Origin of the sequence: Microbacterium testaceum, from assembly GCF_029761935.1 — a bacterium.
GTDB classification, from domain to species: domain Bacteria; phylum Actinomycetota; class Actinomycetes; order Actinomycetales; family Microbacteriaceae; genus Microbacterium; species Microbacterium testaceum_A.
The window spans coordinates 2,326,585-2,340,026 of the sequence record NZ_CP121699.1; the positions used below are offsets into that span (position 1 = coordinate 2,326,585).

Below are 13,442 nucleotides of genomic sequence, written 5' to 3' on the forward strand. Positions count from 1 at the left end.
GTGCGTCGCCACTCATCGAGATCCGCCCCCGTGAATCCATGAGCGGCGTGTTAACGAGCGCCGTGAGACGCACTCCACCCTCCCGGTCGGATTTCACCCGCAGATTCACCCGCGGGGCGCACCCGCCCCGCGCCCAGCCGATTCACCGATCCCCTCGCTAGACTCGCGGCCATGGTCCAGCGCAACACGTGGCAGCGCGAACGCGTGCGGGAGGCTCTGTCCGGAGCTCCCGGCTTCGTCAGCGCCCAGTCGCTGCACGCGACCCTGCGCGACGAGAACACCGGCATCGGCCTCGCGACCGTCTACCGCACCCTCGCGGGTCTCGCGGCCCGCGGTGACGCCGACTCCCTGCAGAGCCCCGACGGCGAGAACCTGTTCCGCGCCTGCGAGACCCGCGGTCACCACCACCACCTGATCTGCCGTTCGTGCGGCAAGGCGGTCGAGATCGCGGCGACCGACGTCGAAGAGTGGGCGCAGCGCACCGCCGCGCAGCACGGCTTCAGCGAGGCCGAGCATGTGGTCGACATCTTCGGCATCTGCACCGATTGCGCCCACGCCCGGGCTCGTGAGCGTGGCGACGAGTAGTCGCACCACGGCACCCCCGCCGCAACGCTCGGGCGCCTCCCGCACCCTCGTCGCGCTCGGCCTGGGTGTCGTCGTGGTCACGGCGCTGTTCCTTGTCGACGCCTTCGCCCCCACGTTCTTCGCGCAACCGCTCCCCACCCGCGCGCAGGACGGGCTCACGCTCGCGCTCAGCGTGCTGATCGAGTCGCTGCCGTTCGTGGTCCTCGGCGTCGTGCTGTCGATCATCGTGCAGGTCTGGGTGCCCCCGGGGGCGATCGAAAGATGGATGCCACGCGCGCCGTGGGCGCGCCGGGCCGTCCTTTCGCTGCTGGGCATGTTCATCCCGGTCTGCGAGTGCGGCAACGTGCCCTTCGCCCGCGGCCTGCTGATGCGCGGTTTCGGGGTGAGCGACACGCTGACCTTCCTGGTCGCCGCTCCCATCGTCAATCCGATCGTCATCATCAGCACGCACGCCGCCTTCGGCTTCAGCGACGGCATCCTGGTGGCGCGTCTGATCGGCGGGTACCTGGTCGCCAACCTCATCGGCTGGCTGTACAGCCGGCATCCCGATCCCGACAAGCTGCTCACCGAGCGCTTCCTCGAGACGTGCGAGATCGTCGTCCAGGAGCGCGGCGACCGCGGTCGGCGCACCCTCGCCCAGTTCGTCGTCGAGCTGCGCTCGGTCATGCCGGCGCTCATCATCGGTTCTCTCCTCGCGGGGGCCGTGCAGGTGCTCGTGCCGCGCAGCGCCCTGCTGGCGATCGGATCCGACCCCGCGCTGTCGATCGCCGCGATGATGGCGCTCGCGATCGTGGTCTCGCTCTGCTCGAACGTCGACGCGTTCTTCGCGCTGTCGTTCGCCTCGACCTTCACGCCCGGCTCGATCGTGGCCTTCCTCGTGGTGGGGCCGATCATCGACCTCAAGATGATGGCGCTGCTGCGCACGACCTTCTCGTCACGGGTCCTCGTGGGCATGACGGTGGTCGTCGTGCTCTTCGCCTTCACGCTCGGAACGGTGGTGAACCTTCTTGTCTAGAACGGGTGCTCTCGCCACGCGCTGGCTCGGGGTGGGCCTGACCGCGTGCCTGTCGATCACGACGATCGCGCTCTGGGCGACCGGGCGGATGGCGCTGTACATCAACCCCGATTCGGCGTGGTTCGCCGTCGGCATGGCCTTCATCGCGCTGATCGGCGCGATCGCCTCGTTCGCCCTGCCGCTCGGAGCCGAGGCCGATCACGGCCACGACCACGAGCACGGGCATTCCCCCGCCGCGGCCTCCGCCCGCCGCGAGGCGTTCGCTCACGCCGACCACGCGCACGCCGACCCGCTCGACGAGCACGATCACGTCGCGCACGACCACCTGGCGGCCCGCCCGCGCCTGACACCCGGCGGGATCGCCGCCTTCACTGGAGGCGTGTTGGCCTCGGGGGCGGTGATCGCCGTGCTGCTCACCCCCGCGGCCTCGCTGTCGACCGAGCTGGCGGTGTCGCGCGACGTGGGTGCGCCTCCGTTGTTCGCCGGCTCCGACGCGGTGACCCTGGCCGCCTCGGGCGACACCTCGAAATTCGGCATCGGCGACTGGTCGGCGGTCTTCGCGCACGCCACCAACCCCGAGACCTTCGACGGCAAGCCCGTCACCCTCACCGGGTTCATCACCCCGGCGAACGACGGTTCGAGCTTCGACCTCACCCGGCTCGTGATCACGCACTGCGTGATCGATGCGCAGACCGCGCGTCTGCCCATCGCCGCGGCGACCGGTACCCCCTCGACCGGCCAGTGGGTGACCGTCACCGGGACGGTGCGCTCGAGCGGAGACGGCAAGCTCGCGGTGCACGCCGATCAGGTCGCCGCGATCGACGAGCCCTCGGACCCGTATGAGTACTGACTCCCGTCGCGGCGGCGACTCCCGCCGTTCGCGCGCCCGCCGCCGGCGCGGGCGTGGATTCGCGATCGCGTTCGCCGCCGTCCTCGTCGGTCTCGTGGTCGTCGGCGGCCTCGGCGGAGTGGTCGCGGTGGCGCAGGGGCCACGCGTCACGGACGTGCAGGTCGATCCCGCCGCGGCCGTTGCGGCATCCGGGTCGCGCGTGATCCTCACCACGACGCAGTCGCTGCAGAAGGTCGACCCCTCGCAGGTCGAGGTCGACCCGGCGACGCCGTTCACGGTCGACACCTCGGGGCGCAGCGTCGGCGTGCGTTTCACGCTGCCGTTGCGCGACGACACCGACTACCGCATCACCGTCAACGGGGTGAACGGCCTGGGTGCGGGTCCGGCCTCGACGCTTACCGAGACGTTCCGCACCCCTCCGCTGCAGGCCTACCTGATGCAGCGCGGCACTCCCGAGGGCGACACGATCTTCCGCACCGACCTGCAGGGCCAGGCGGGGCTCCCGGTGTTCGTGAACCCCCACATCGAGGATTTCCGCGCCACCGCCAACCACCTCGTCATCTCGGTGCGCGACGGCGACACCCCGCGCGTGATCGTGACCGACCCCGACGGCAAGAATGAGCGCGACATCGCCCTCCCCGGCCCCGGGTACGTGACCAATCTGCAGTCGGCCGACCGGGGGGAGCGCATCGGATTCACCTTCTCGGATGCCGACCTGGGCGCCGCCGGAGGTCGCGAGAGTCGCCTGTTCACGGCGTCGGCGGCCGACGATTCCCCGCCCGTCGAGGTGGGGCTGAACGGCGGCGACGTGCGCATCGCCGACTATCGCTTCGTGCCCGACACCGACAGCATGCTGGTGCTCACCTTCGACTCTCGCCTGCTCCTGACCGACGCGCAGGGCGGCAACGCCGCGCCCCTCGGCAGCGCCGTGTCGATCGACGGCATCGCCCGCGGTTCTTCGGTCGCGATCGTCGAGAGGCTCGAGGGCATCCGCGAGATCGATCTGACCGACGGCTCAGAGCAGGGGCTCGTCGAGCCCGTCGACCCGCCGGGGATGGCGGGACGGGCGACGCCGATGCCCGGGGCGGGGGCGGGGACGATCCGTTCGTTCGCCGACATCAGCTCCGACGGGGTCTCGCGATCGACGATCGTCTCGCACGTCGACACCGACGGCACCGTTCGCCAGCTGCTGAGCGTGCCGGGCTCCGACACCGTGCTGCAGACCTGCGTGTCGCCGAGCGGGCGCTACGCCGCGGTGCTGGTCGCGCCGCGCGCGGTCGACAATCCCTTCGACCGCTACCAGCTGCCCCTTCCGCAGCGCCTGCTCACCCACCTCGTCGAGGTCGACACCGGCCAGGAGGTCGTCGCGCTGCAGGGCTTCGACCTGTCGTGGTGCCAGGTGCCCCCGCAGTGATGCGCCCCGCGACCCGCGCCGACCTCGTCGATCTGCCGGTCGAGGTCGCTCCCCGGCTGCTGGGCGCCCTGCTCGAGACCGAGGTCGCCGGAGAACGGGTCGTCGCGCGCCTCACCGAGGTCGAGGCGTACCACGGCCTCGGCACCGGAGAGCGCCCCGATCCGGGTTCGCACGCCCGCATGGGGCCGACGGCGCGCAACGCCACGATGTGGGGGGAGCCGGGGCACCTATACGTCTACCTGAGTCACGGCATCCATTCGTGCGTGAACGTCGTGTGCGGCCCCGAGGGTGTCGCGGGCGGAGTGCTGCTGCGCGGCGGCGAGATCGTCGAGGGGGCCGATATCGCAGAGCGGCGGCGGCTCGAGCGCCGCGGGGCGGTGCGGGCGTCGCGGGATCTCGCTCGCGGTCCCGGACGATTCGGCGACGCGGTGGGTCTTCGGCATCCGATCCACGACGGCATCGACGCGGTCACCGGCGCGGAGCGGGCCGGGGCTCGAGCGCGGCTGCTCTTGCCCGCGGGCCCGCCGCCGGTCGTGGCGACGGGGCCGCGCGTGGGGGTCGCGGGCATCGCCGGCACCGACGCGTTCCCGTGGCGCTTCTGGATCGAGGGGGATGCCACGGTCTCGGCGTTCCGCTGGGGCCGGGGCGCGGCGGAGGCGGCTTGGGCGCGAGGGGGCTGACCCCGCCGAAGCCCCGGTGCCTTCGACGGGCTCGGGGACCTCGCGTTCGATGACCTGATCAGGTCAAGGCGACACGCCGTGCTAGACTGACCCCTTGTCTGCGCGCACTCCAGCACGCAGTTCGCATCCCTCCTCTCGATCCCGGCCTTCCGCCGTGCTCGAACGGGGTGCAGACAAGGGATCTTGGGTGACACCGTCCGGTGTCACGGTACAGAAGGAGACATCACCATGGCAGCAGTGTGCCAGGTGACTGGAGCGGTTCCCGGCTTCGGTCACAACATCTCGCACTCGCACCGCCGGACGAAGCGCCGCTTCGACCCGAACGTGCAGAAGAAGACCTACTTCGTTCCGTCGCTGGGTCGCAACATCAAGCTCAACGTTTCGGCGAAGGGCATCAAGGTCATCGACGCTCGCGGCATCGAGTCCGTCGTCCGTGACCTGCAGGCGAAGGGCGTGAAGCTGTAATGGCGAAGAAGGCTCAGGACGTTCGTCCGATCATCAAGCTGCGTTCGACCGCCGGCACGGGATACACCTACGTGACGCGCAAGAACCGCCGCAACAACCCCGACCGCATCGTGCTCAAGAAGTACGACCCCGTGGTCCGTAAGCACGTCGACTTCCGAGAGGAGCGCTAAGCACATGGCTAAGAAGAGCAAGATCGCGCGCAACGAGCAGCGCAAGGTCGTCGTCGAGCGCTACGCCGCGAAGCGCGCCGAGCTGAAGAAGACCCTGGTCGACCCCAACGCGACCGACGAGGCCCGCGAGGCCGCCCGCGTGGGTCTGCAGAAGCTCCCCCGTAACGCGTCGCCCGCGCGCGTGCGCAGCCGCGACGTCATCGACGGCCGCCCCCGTGGTGTCCTCACGAAGTTCGGCGTCTCGCGCGTCCGCTTCCGTGACATGGCCCACCGTGGCGAGCTGCCCGGTGTGACCAAGTCGTCCTGGTAAGCACCAGACACCGTACGAGAGGCGGGGGCCCCAGCGGGGCCCTCGCCTCTCGTCGTTGACGGCGTCGATCGGCGGCGGCTCCATCAGGGTCCGGAGCGCGGCGCTGCACGACGCTCACTTGTCGAGGGCGGCGAGCATCTCGACGGCGTCGGTCCGACCGCGCACGCCCAGTTTCTGGTAGATCGAGCGCACCTGGCTCTTGACAGTGTTGAGCGAGACGCCGCGCTCGCGGGCGATCTCGACGAGGCTCAGCGACTGCCGTAACAGGTCGGCCGTCGCCCTCTCGGTCGGGGTGAGACGAGCCGCCGCGACCGGCGAGTGGGCGTCGCAGCCGGACGTGGCGACGCGCGCGAGTGTCGCCTGCAGGTGCGGGAGGGCCGCGGCGAGCACGGTGTCATCGTCGGCCACGGCGTCCATCAGCGCCCGGGTCTCGTCGTGCGGCAGAGCGAGGAACGGCGTCGCCGAGGAGCCGGTGCGCACGATCAGATGCAGGGCCGCCTGCATGCTCTGGCGTGCACGCCGGGTGTAACCCAGCCGGTTCTGCGCCAGCGCCCGTCTCACCAGGGCGGGGGTCAGGGTGCGCAGGCAATGGTTCGATCCGGGTGCGACGCAGGCGTCGGTCTCGAGCAGCAGCTCGCGCTCGCGGCCGAGCCCGAGCAACGCGCCGGTCCGCTGCATCGCGAAACAGGAGCCGTGACCCTCGGGGGACTCGAAGGGATCCAGCGTGGTCAACGCCTCACGGTGTTCGCCCTGCGCGACGAGGATGTCGGCGAGCATGCAGACGAGGAGATGCCGGACCATGCGTTGGCTGCTGAGTCGGCGGCTGCCGTGCAGGAGCCGTTGGCATTCGGCGCGGCCGGTGCCCAGGTCACGGTCCAGGACCATCGCCATCACCTCGACGACGCGTGCCGCGTACCCCGCGTAGGGGTCGTCCGGATGCGCGCATCGCATCGTCACCGCCACACCCCGCAGTCGCGAGACGTTCAGATCGGCGGCGGCGATGAGAGCCTCGGCGAGCTGAAGCAGGGGGGAGATGTCGGCGGCAGCCCATTCCCGAGCCGTGAACAGCTCGGCGGCCTCGGCTCGGGCGCTTTCGGCCGTGAGGTATTCGCCGTTCAGTGCGTGTGCCAGGGCGCTCACCGACAGCGCCCGGTACCTGGTCGCGTCGGTGTCGGCGAACAGGAGAGCCTCGACTCCGAAGCGTGCGCCCATCTGCGGCCAGCCGATGGCGGTGCCGTACTCGCCGGCGGAGGCGTACAACTGGGACCGCGCGCCGGACGACAGCGTGGCCGGTCGCCGCAGGCGGACCTCGTCGAAGTAGCGGGAGAGGGCGGCGGTGCCCTCGGTGAGGGCGTCGCGGCGGGCACGGGCGGCCAGGAGGGCTGCCAGCGGAAGAGCCGTGGAGTCGGTCCAGACCGCGGGCGGCTCGGGAAGCTCCGCCTCCGAGAGCAGCGCGAGGTGGCGGGGTGCGGGGACTCCGTGGCCGGGCAGCAATCGCAGGGCCGTCGTCGTGGCGGCCGCGCGGAGTATGGCGCGTGCCTCCATCGAGGCGGGTGAACCTGGCATCTCTCCCCCTTCGTCGCTGCCCAGCGGGTGGAGTGCGCGCGGAGCGCAATCCGGCCGAATGTACTTCGGGTGGGTCTCGCCGACGGCGTGAGCGGGGCATGCTGTCAACAACGCGTGACAGCGTGTCGCGGCGTCGCGGACGGCCGGCGACGGGGCACGCTCGGACGAGCGCGGACTCTCGACTCCGGGCCCGGGGCTGCGCGGTGACGCGGGCGGGCTCACCCGACCCATCCGCCTCACGCGTCCCATAGGTCGCACGACACGCCGGTCGAGAATGGGTCGAAATCCGTCAGAATCCCCGTAATTCCGCGGTTCGGTTGATACTGTCGAGGCGGTCTCCCGACCACCGAGGAGGATTCCCCCCTCGTCCGCGTAACGAGAGGCGACCTACGTCGTCGCCTGGAGGACAACCACATGGCTGACAAGTCCATCACCAAGACCGAGCTCGTCGCGAGCATCGCCAGCGCGACCGGGCAGAGCCAGTCCGCCGTGTCGGGCGTGCTCGACTCCCTCTTCTCCACCGTCTCCGAGGCGGTCGCCAAGGGCAGCAAGGTTTCGATCCCCGGTTGGATCGCCTTCGAGCAGGTCGCGACGTCGGCTCGCACGGGCCGCAACCCCCAGACGGGCGAGGAGATCTCGATCCCCGCCGGCAAGCGCGTCAAGGTGACCGCGGGCTCCAAGCTGAAGGCCGCCGTCAAGTAAGACGACGTCGAACGACAGAGGGGGGATGCCACACGGCATCCCCCCTCTGTGGTTCTCTCGCGACGTAGGCTGAGGGGGTGAATCCCCGCCTGCTCCGCGTCGCGGGACCCGTCATCCTGGTCGTGGTCTCGCTGATCGCCGTCGCGGTGGGGCTCGCGTACGGAGGCGGAGCGGCTCCCACGCAGCTCGCCGACCCCGGCCCGGTCGTCCGGTGGGGCTTGCCGATCGCCACCGTCGTCGTCAACCTCGCCGCCGCCACGATGGTCGGTTCGCTGGTCCTGGCGCTGTTCGCCCTGACGGCGGGGGAGCGACCCTTCGAGATCGCCCTGGACACGGCATCCATCGGCGCCGCCGTGTTCACCGTCTCGGCGGCCACCACGGGGTATCTGACCTTCCTCAACGTCCTGAATGCGAAGCCGACGCTCGACGCGGTGTTCGGGCAGCAGCTCGGACGCTTCCTCGTCGAGAGCTCGATCGGGCAGGCGTGGCTGATCACCACCATCGCCGGCGCCGTGCTGACCGTGCTCACCTTCGCCGTCCGCTCGTGGATCCCCACGCTCGTCGTCGCGATCCTCGCCCTCGCCTCGCTCATCCCCATGGGCACGCAGGGGCACGCGGGCGAAGAGGCCAGCCACAACGCGGCCGTGACCTCGCTCGTCCTGCACATCATGGCCGCGGCCGTGTGGCTCGGCGGACTGATCCTGCTGGTGGTCGTCCGCCCCGCGATGTCGCGCGGGCACCTGCAGACCGCGCTCCTGCGCTACTCGTCGATCGCCCTCGTCGCCTTCATCGTCGTCGCGATCTCGGGAACCGTCCGCGCCTCGATCGGCCTCCTGGGCCTCCAGAACCTCTGGTCGGCCTACGGCGTCCTCGTGCTCGTCAAGGTGGGCGCGCTGATCGCCATGGGCGTCCTGGGCGCCTGGTATCGCCGTCGACTGATCTCGGGCATGGCCGACGAGCCCGGCTCCCGCCGCTTCTGGGGCGTCATCACCCTCGAGCTGGCGTTCATGGGCATCGCCAGCGGTGTCGCTGCAGCCCTCGCGCGGACACCCCCGCCGGTGCAGCCCCCGCTGGTGGGACAGACCCCGGCCGAGGTGCTGACCGGCGCGCCGCTGCCTCCCGATCTGACCATCGAGCGCTGGTTCACCGCGTGGGACGTCGATCTGCTCTGGACCCTTGTGGTCGCGTTCGGGATCTTCTTCTACCTCGCCGGCGTCTGGCGTCTGCTCCGCCGCGGCGACTCGTGGCCGATCTACCGTACGGTGCTGTGGGTCCTCGGCATGCTGAGCGTGTTCTGGGTCACGTCCGGTCCGATCAACGTGTACCAGGACTACCTGTTCAGCATGCACATGATCGGCCACATGCTGCTGTCGATGGCGATCCCGCTCATGCTCGTGGCGGGGGCCCCGGTCTCGCTCGCGGCGCGCGCCATCCGCAAGCGCACCGACGGGACGCGCGGCGGCCGCGAGTGGATCCTCTGGGCGGTGCACAACCCGGTCGCGAAGGTGCTGACCAACCCCTACGTGGCGGCGGGCCTGTTCATCGGCTCGCTCTGGTCGTTCTACTACACCGACCTGTTCCGCTGGTCGCTGTACGACCACGTCGGGCACATCTGGATGGTCGCGCACTTCCTGGTGACGGGTTACCTCTTCGTGCTGAGCCTCATCGGCATCGATCCCGTTCCGTACCGCCTGCCCTACCCCATGCGCCTGCTCGTGCTCATCGCGATCATGGCGATGCACGCCTTCTTCGGCATCGCCATCATGATGAACTCGGGTCTGATGGTCGCGGAGTGGTTCGGCGCGATGGGCAGGACCTGGGGGGCGACACCTCTTCAAGACCAGTACGTCGGCGGTGGTGTGGCCTGGTCGGTCGGCGAGATCCCCACGCTCATTCTGGCGATCGCGGTGGCCATCCAGTGGAGCCGGAGCGACGAGCGTCAGCAGCGCCGACGCGACCGTCACGTCGACCGCGTCGGCGATCTCGAGCTCGACGCGTACAACGAGGAGCTCGCTCGCCTCGCCGAGCGCGACGCCCGGGTCGCATCCCGCGGCAACTAGGCGGGTCGCGCGGGACTCAGTCGGACGATCCGCCGACGAGGATCGAGGCGGTGCCGTCCGGCAGCACCGTGATCTCGCCGTCGACGCGGAACGCGACGTCTTCTTCGACCGTGCGGACGCTGCCGTCGAAGATCGAGCGGATGTCGACGACGATGTGCGCGACGGCCTTCGCCGAGGGGATGCGCCACCCGGCGCCGTCGGGGACCACGGTCACCTCGGGTTGCTGCACGATCGACCAGGTGGGCGCGTCGTCGATGCGGTTGCGCACCGTGAAACCGAAGGGGCAGCCGGTGGGTTGCAGCACCTTCTGCTGGGCGCACGTGGTCAAGAAGTCCTCGACGCGCGACTGCACGACCGAGATGAACTCGTCGGTCGGCTGCGCCTGCACGTCGACCGGGATGCCGGCCAGCGGCGCGTCGGCGAGCACGGCGACACCGGGGGTCGCCGAGATCGCCGTGTCGACGTCGACCGAGTAGAGCCCCGGCGAGAACACCAGGAGCGGGACAGCGGACGTGGGATCGACGTCGGCCCCGTCGACCGAGACCTGTCGCTTGTCGACCTCGAACCCGTTCACGGCGAATCGCATCGATCCCTCGACCGTGAGCTTCATCACCGACAGCGGGCTGCGGGCGAACCGCCACCGGGGGAGCAGGCCCTCGTTCGTGTCGTGCTGCACCGAGAAGGTCGTCTTTCCGGCGTACCCGCCCGCGGTGTACGAGACCGTGACCTGCGTCTCGTCGCCGTCGGCGCTCTCGCCGGTGATCTCGGCATCCGTCAAGGACGTCAGGGCATCGGGGCGCAGCAACGCCTCGGATGCCGTGGCCGGCAGGCCCGCCGACTGCAGCTCGGCGGAGTCGACGGCCACGCCCGGAACCGCGAGAGCCTCCGCCGTGCGGCGCTCCTGCAGGAGCTCGAGGTAGTGCTGGACGAAGGCGCGGGGGCTGTAGAACTCGCGGTACAGCGAGGCGGCTCCCGCCCCGAGCGCGGCGATCAGCAGCACGCCGACCAGGACGATCCCGGTGATCGTGGCCGCGGGGCGTGCGCGCGCGCCGCGAACGCCTTCGGGCGTCGCGGGGCCCCCGCCTGCGGTGTCCACGCCTCCAGTGTAGGAAAAGCTCCTGTGGAGGCGCCGCGCGCGTCAGTCCATGACGAGCGATTGCACGATCGCGACCGCCGCCAGCTGACCGCCGGCGATGGCTGCGGCGAGCGAGAACAGGGGTCCCGGCAGGTGATCGGGGTGCGCCAGGTCGCCCACCGCGTAGACGTTCTCGATGCTCGTGCGCCCGAAGGGATCGGTGCGCACGGCCCCCGACTCCTGCAGCTCCACGCCGAGCCCCTCGACGAAGCCGGCCCGTGAGCTCCACGTCGGGGCGACGAACGCCCCGGCGACCTCGAGCGCCGAGCCGTCGGTGCGCTCGAGCGCGAGACCGTCGGTCGTCCCGGCGACGCGCACGAGGTCGGCGGGATCGACGAGGTGCACCTCGGATGCCACGGGCTCGAGCATGCGTCCGAGGGCTGCCGCGTGGGCGCTGCCGTTGACGATCGCCACCGGTCGGCCGGCGAACTCGTGACCGTGGCAGAACGGGCAGTTGGCGACGCGGTCGCCCCACTGCGCGGCGAGGCCGGGGATGTCGGGCAGCCGGTCGGCGACCCCCGTGGCGAGGATGACGGCGTGGGCGCGGAGGATCTCGTCGCCCACCGTGACGGTCACGGCGTCGGTCTCTCGGGCGACGGCCGAGACGGCGGCATCCCGGATCTCGACGTCGGGGTAGGCGGCGATCTCCTCCCGGCCGAGGCGGCGGAGCTCGGCGGGGTCGCGCCCGTCGTTCGTCAGCAGGTTGTGCGCGTGGCGCACGGTGCCGTTGCGGTAGTCGCCCGAGTCGAGCAGCAGGGTCCGGCGGTGCATGCGCCCGAGGGTGAGGGCCGCCTGCAGGCCCGCGGGGCCGCCTCCGATGATGATCGCGTCGTACACGATGAGCTCCTTCCGTTTGCGTTCTCGTCCATCCTGTGACTTCATGTCGACATGAAGTCAAGCGCGGCGAAGGACGGCGAGTCGATCGGCGAGGCGGCGGCGCGGTTCGGGCTCGAGACGCATGTCCTGCGGCACTGGGAGGACGCGGGACTCCTGGATCCGGCTCGGGATGCCGCGGGCCGACGCCGCTACGTCGAGGGCGACAGCGTGCGCATCGCGGTGATTTTGCGGAACAAGGCCGCGGGGCTCTCGCTCGACCAGATCCGGGTGCTGCTCGACGACGGAGCCCCCGACCGGCATCGCGTGCTCGAGGAGCACGTCGCGGAGTTGGACCGACGTGCGGCCGACATCGCCCAGGCCCGCGCCATGACCGAGCACGCCCTGCGCTGCCGCGCGCACGACATCACCGAGTGCCCGCGCTTCCGCAGCCACGTCGCCGACGTGCTGTCGGGGGAGGCGCGGTGGCTGCTCGTCCACACCGAGCCGATGGGCGGGCCCATCCCCAGCTCGCCGTCCGAGGCGACGCTCGTGGGTGAGTCAGGCCGTAAGCCGGTCGCGCTCGAAGTACCGCGCGTGGGTGCGCTGAACCGTTGCGAGTGAGTCGCTGTTGAGCGAGACGATTTCCCAGTCGTCGCTCTCGCGTGCGTCTTCCAACTCAAGACGAAGACGGAGCGCATCGCGATGGCCGGTCGAACCGGGGAAGCTGTGGACGCGACGTTCACCGCTCAGGCGGTTGTACTCGATGACGAATCCAGCCATGATCAGCCCCCCTCTTTCTCCGCGCGTTGATCGTGCAGCAGATTTCTTAGACGATCGAGATCAGAGCGGAGCTTCAGCTCGTTAGAAAGGTTCCGCTCTTCCAGTATTTCTACCCTACGGCGGGCTGCGCGGTAGTGCGCCCTGGTGCGAATCCCGTCGGGAAGTTCATCGAGAGACATCAGGAGAGTGGCGATCTCGTTGCGGTCCTTCTCGATCTGGGCAACCCTTTTCGTCGAGATCGCGCGAAGGGATAGAACGATCTGACGCTCGATCTCCCCTTCCGGCAGCGCTTCGTATCGGATACCCCGGCCGAACAGGTCGGCGGCGACCTCGTACATGTTTGCCCAGTCGCCCTGGAGGTGCGTCCGGACCTGCACTTCGACCCGAGCGTCGAGCCGCAACCACAGATGGACCGCGCGATACCCGGAATGTGGCGCACCGCGCATGTCTCGGACGCAGTCCGGAAGGGGATGTCGGAACAAGCCCGCGATGGCATTGACTACCGCATCCTGCTCGTCGAGTGTCATCTCCGCCTCGAAACGGACCCCGGCCACGTCTTGCACGCTGGGGAGAGGAGTGCGGGGGTCGCGCTGGAGCTTTTGGCGCAGGGTGTCCAGCGTCTTCGGGCGGGAGGTGATCTCGTAGGACCGACTTCCGAGGAGCGGCGTCCAATCCAACCCCCCGATCGCCGACTGGACGTATTCCGCGAGGTCGTTGTACCAGAGCATTACCTCGCCATAGGACGGGGTCGAGCCGCTGGGGGGCTCGCCTGTCCTGATCTGACGGCTCAGCCGCTTCAGCTGGTTCGCTGACCACGGCATCGGTTCCATGTACGGAGGCTAGCGGCGGCGAGTGCCGGCCCCGACGTTTTCCACAGGCCAGGCGGGCCCATCC

Annotated in this window: 15 protein-coding genes; 11 read left to right on the forward strand and 4 right to left on the reverse strand. The window is 70.1% G+C overall.

Features of this window, described 5'->3' with window-relative positions:
• Window positions 1-171: 171 nt before the first annotated feature.
• The 8 genes from QBE02_RS11265 (at window position 172) to rpsN (ending at window position 5,489) form a co-directional block, all read left to right on the forward strand.
• Window positions 172-585, forward strand: coding sequence for a Fur family transcriptional regulator (locus QBE02_RS11265; RefSeq protein ID WP_056224791.1), 414 nt, complete (start codon window positions 172-174; stop codon window positions 583-585).
• Window positions 566-1,600, forward strand: coding sequence for a permease (locus QBE02_RS11270; RefSeq protein WP_144783887.1), 1,035 nt, complete (start codon window positions 566-568; stop codon window positions 1,598-1,600). The genes QBE02_RS11265 and QBE02_RS11270 overlap by 20 nt, the downstream gene beginning before the upstream one ends.
• Window positions 1,593-2,450 carry a TIGR03943 family putative permease subunit gene (locus tag QBE02_RS11275; RefSeq protein ID WP_279365794.1) on the forward strand — a complete coding sequence of 286 codons (858 nt, stop codon included), beginning with the start codon at window positions 1,593-1,595 and terminating at the stop codon, window positions 2,448-2,450. Before QBE02_RS11270 ends, QBE02_RS11275 begins: the two co-directional genes overlap by 8 nt.
• A complete protein-coding gene (locus tag QBE02_RS11280; protein ID WP_279365795.1) occupies window positions 2,440-3,864 on the forward strand; it encodes a hypothetical protein in 1,425 nt (474 codons plus the stop codon). The genes QBE02_RS11275 and QBE02_RS11280 overlap by 11 nt, the downstream gene beginning before the upstream one ends.
• On the forward strand, window positions 3,864-4,544 hold the full coding sequence (locus tag QBE02_RS11285) for a DNA-3-methyladenine glycosylase (RefSeq protein ID WP_279365796.1): 681 nt from the start codon (window positions 3,864-3,866) through the stop codon (window positions 4,542-4,544). Before QBE02_RS11280 ends, QBE02_RS11285 begins: the two co-directional genes overlap by 1 nt.
• 228 nt (window positions 4,545-4,772) lie before the next feature.
• Window positions 4,773-5,009: a 50S ribosomal protein L28 gene (rpmB, locus tag QBE02_RS11290; RefSeq protein WP_055832508.1), complete on the forward strand. Its 237-nt coding sequence runs from the start codon at window positions 4,773-4,775 to the stop codon at window positions 5,007-5,009.
• Entirely contained in the window at window positions 5,009-5,179 is a 171-nt protein-coding gene (gene rpmG, locus QBE02_RS11295) for a 50S ribosomal protein L33 (protein WP_013584775.1), read from the forward strand. Before rpmB ends, rpmG begins: the two co-directional genes overlap by 1 nt.
• A gap of 4 nt (window positions 5,180-5,183) precedes the next feature.
• Window positions 5,184-5,489, forward strand: coding sequence for a 30S ribosomal protein S14 (rpsN, locus tag QBE02_RS11300; RefSeq protein WP_022878196.1), 306 nt, complete (start codon window positions 5,184-5,186; stop codon window positions 5,487-5,489).
• Between the two features lie 114 nt (window positions 5,490-5,603).
• Here the strand turns inward: rpsN and QBE02_RS11305 are convergent, their stop codons facing one another.
• Window positions 5,604-7,055, reverse strand: coding sequence for a helix-turn-helix transcriptional regulator (locus QBE02_RS11305; protein WP_279365797.1), 1,452 nt, complete (start codon window positions 7,053-7,055; stop codon window positions 5,604-5,606).
• A gap of 414 nt (window positions 7,056-7,469) precedes the next feature.
• Here QBE02_RS11305 and QBE02_RS11310 point away from each other — a divergent pair, with 414 nt between their 5' ends.
• Both QBE02_RS11310 and QBE02_RS11315 read left to right on the forward strand, forming a co-directional pair.
• The gene (locus QBE02_RS11310; RefSeq protein WP_013584778.1) at window positions 7,470-7,757 is read left to right on the forward strand and encodes an HU family DNA-binding protein; all 288 of its coding nucleotides are present in this window, start codon (window positions 7,470-7,472) and stop codon (window positions 7,755-7,757) included.
• A 77-nt stretch (window positions 7,758-7,834) separates the two neighbouring features.
• Window positions 7,835-9,817, forward strand: a complete 1,983-nt coding sequence (locus QBE02_RS11315) for a cytochrome c oxidase assembly protein (RefSeq protein WP_279365798.1) — start codon at window positions 7,835-7,837, stop codon at window positions 9,815-9,817.
• Window positions 9,818-9,833: 16 nt separating this feature from the next.
• On the opposite strand, the gene QBE02_RS11320 is transcribed toward QBE02_RS11315, so the two are convergent.
• Together QBE02_RS11320 and QBE02_RS11325 are read right to left on the reverse strand one after the other, a co-directional pair.
• Window positions 9,834-10,913, reverse strand: a complete 1,080-nt coding sequence (locus tag QBE02_RS11320) for a hypothetical protein (RefSeq protein ID WP_279365799.1) — start codon at window positions 10,911-10,913, stop codon at window positions 9,834-9,836.
• Window positions 10,914-10,955: 42 nt separating this feature from the next.
• Complete coding sequence (locus tag QBE02_RS11325) at window positions 10,956-11,789, reverse strand: NAD(P)/FAD-dependent oxidoreductase (protein WP_279365800.1); 834 nt, start codon at window positions 11,787-11,789, stop codon at window positions 10,956-10,958.
• Window positions 11,790-11,840: 51 nt separating this feature from the next.
• Here QBE02_RS11325 and QBE02_RS11330 point away from each other — a divergent pair, with 51 nt between their 5' ends.
• The gene (locus tag QBE02_RS11330; RefSeq protein ID WP_279365801.1) at window positions 11,841-12,389 is read left to right on the forward strand and encodes a MerR family transcriptional regulator; all 549 of its coding nucleotides are present in this window, start codon (window positions 11,841-11,843) and stop codon (window positions 12,387-12,389) included.
• A gap of 161 nt (window positions 12,390-12,550) precedes the next feature.
• On the opposite strand, the gene QBE02_RS11335 is transcribed toward QBE02_RS11330, so the two are convergent.
• Window positions 12,551-13,378 (reverse strand): hypothetical protein, encoded by an 828-nt coding sequence (locus tag QBE02_RS11335; protein ID WP_279365802.1) that lies wholly within the window; start codon window positions 13,376-13,378, stop codon window positions 12,551-12,553.
• Between the last annotated feature and the right edge of the window lie 64 nt (window positions 13,379-13,442).

Excerpts from the sequence above, each read along its gene's own strand:
- QBE02_RS11265 (WP_056224791.1), top strand. The coding sequence starts at position 172 with ATGGTCCAGCGCAACACGTGGCAGCGCGAACGCGTGCGGGAGGCTCTG.
- QBE02_RS11280 (WP_279365795.1), top strand. The coding sequence starts at position 2,440 with ATGAGTACTGACTCCCGTCGCGGCGGCGACTCCCGCCGTTCGCGCGCC.
- QBE02_RS11285 (WP_279365796.1), top strand. The coding sequence starts at position 3,864 with ATGCGCCCCGCGACCCGCGCCGACCTCGTCGATCTGCCGGTCGAGGTC.
- rpmB (WP_055832508.1), top strand. The coding sequence starts at position 4,773 with ATGGCAGCAGTGTGCCAGGTGACTGGAGCGGTTCCCGGCTTCGGTCAC.
- rpmG (WP_013584775.1), top strand. The coding sequence starts at position 5,009 with ATGGCGAAGAAGGCTCAGGACGTTCGTCCGATCATCAAGCTGCGTTCG.
- rpsN (WP_022878196.1), top strand. The coding sequence starts at position 5,184 with ATGGCTAAGAAGAGCAAGATCGCGCGCAACGAGCAGCGCAAGGTCGTC.
- QBE02_RS11305 (WP_279365797.1), bottom strand. The coding sequence starts at position 7,055 with ATGCCAGGTTCACCCGCCTCGATGGAGGCACGCGCCATACTCCGCGCG.
- QBE02_RS11310 (WP_013584778.1), top strand. The coding sequence starts at position 7,470 with ATGGCTGACAAGTCCATCACCAAGACCGAGCTCGTCGCGAGCATCGCC.
- QBE02_RS11330 (WP_279365801.1), top strand. The coding sequence starts at position 11,841 with ATGAAGTCAAGCGCGGCGAAGGACGGCGAGTCGATCGGCGAGGCGGCG.
- QBE02_RS11335 (WP_279365802.1), bottom strand. The coding sequence starts at position 13,378 with ATGGAACCGATGCCGTGGTCAGCGAACCAGCTGAAGCGGCTGAGCCGT.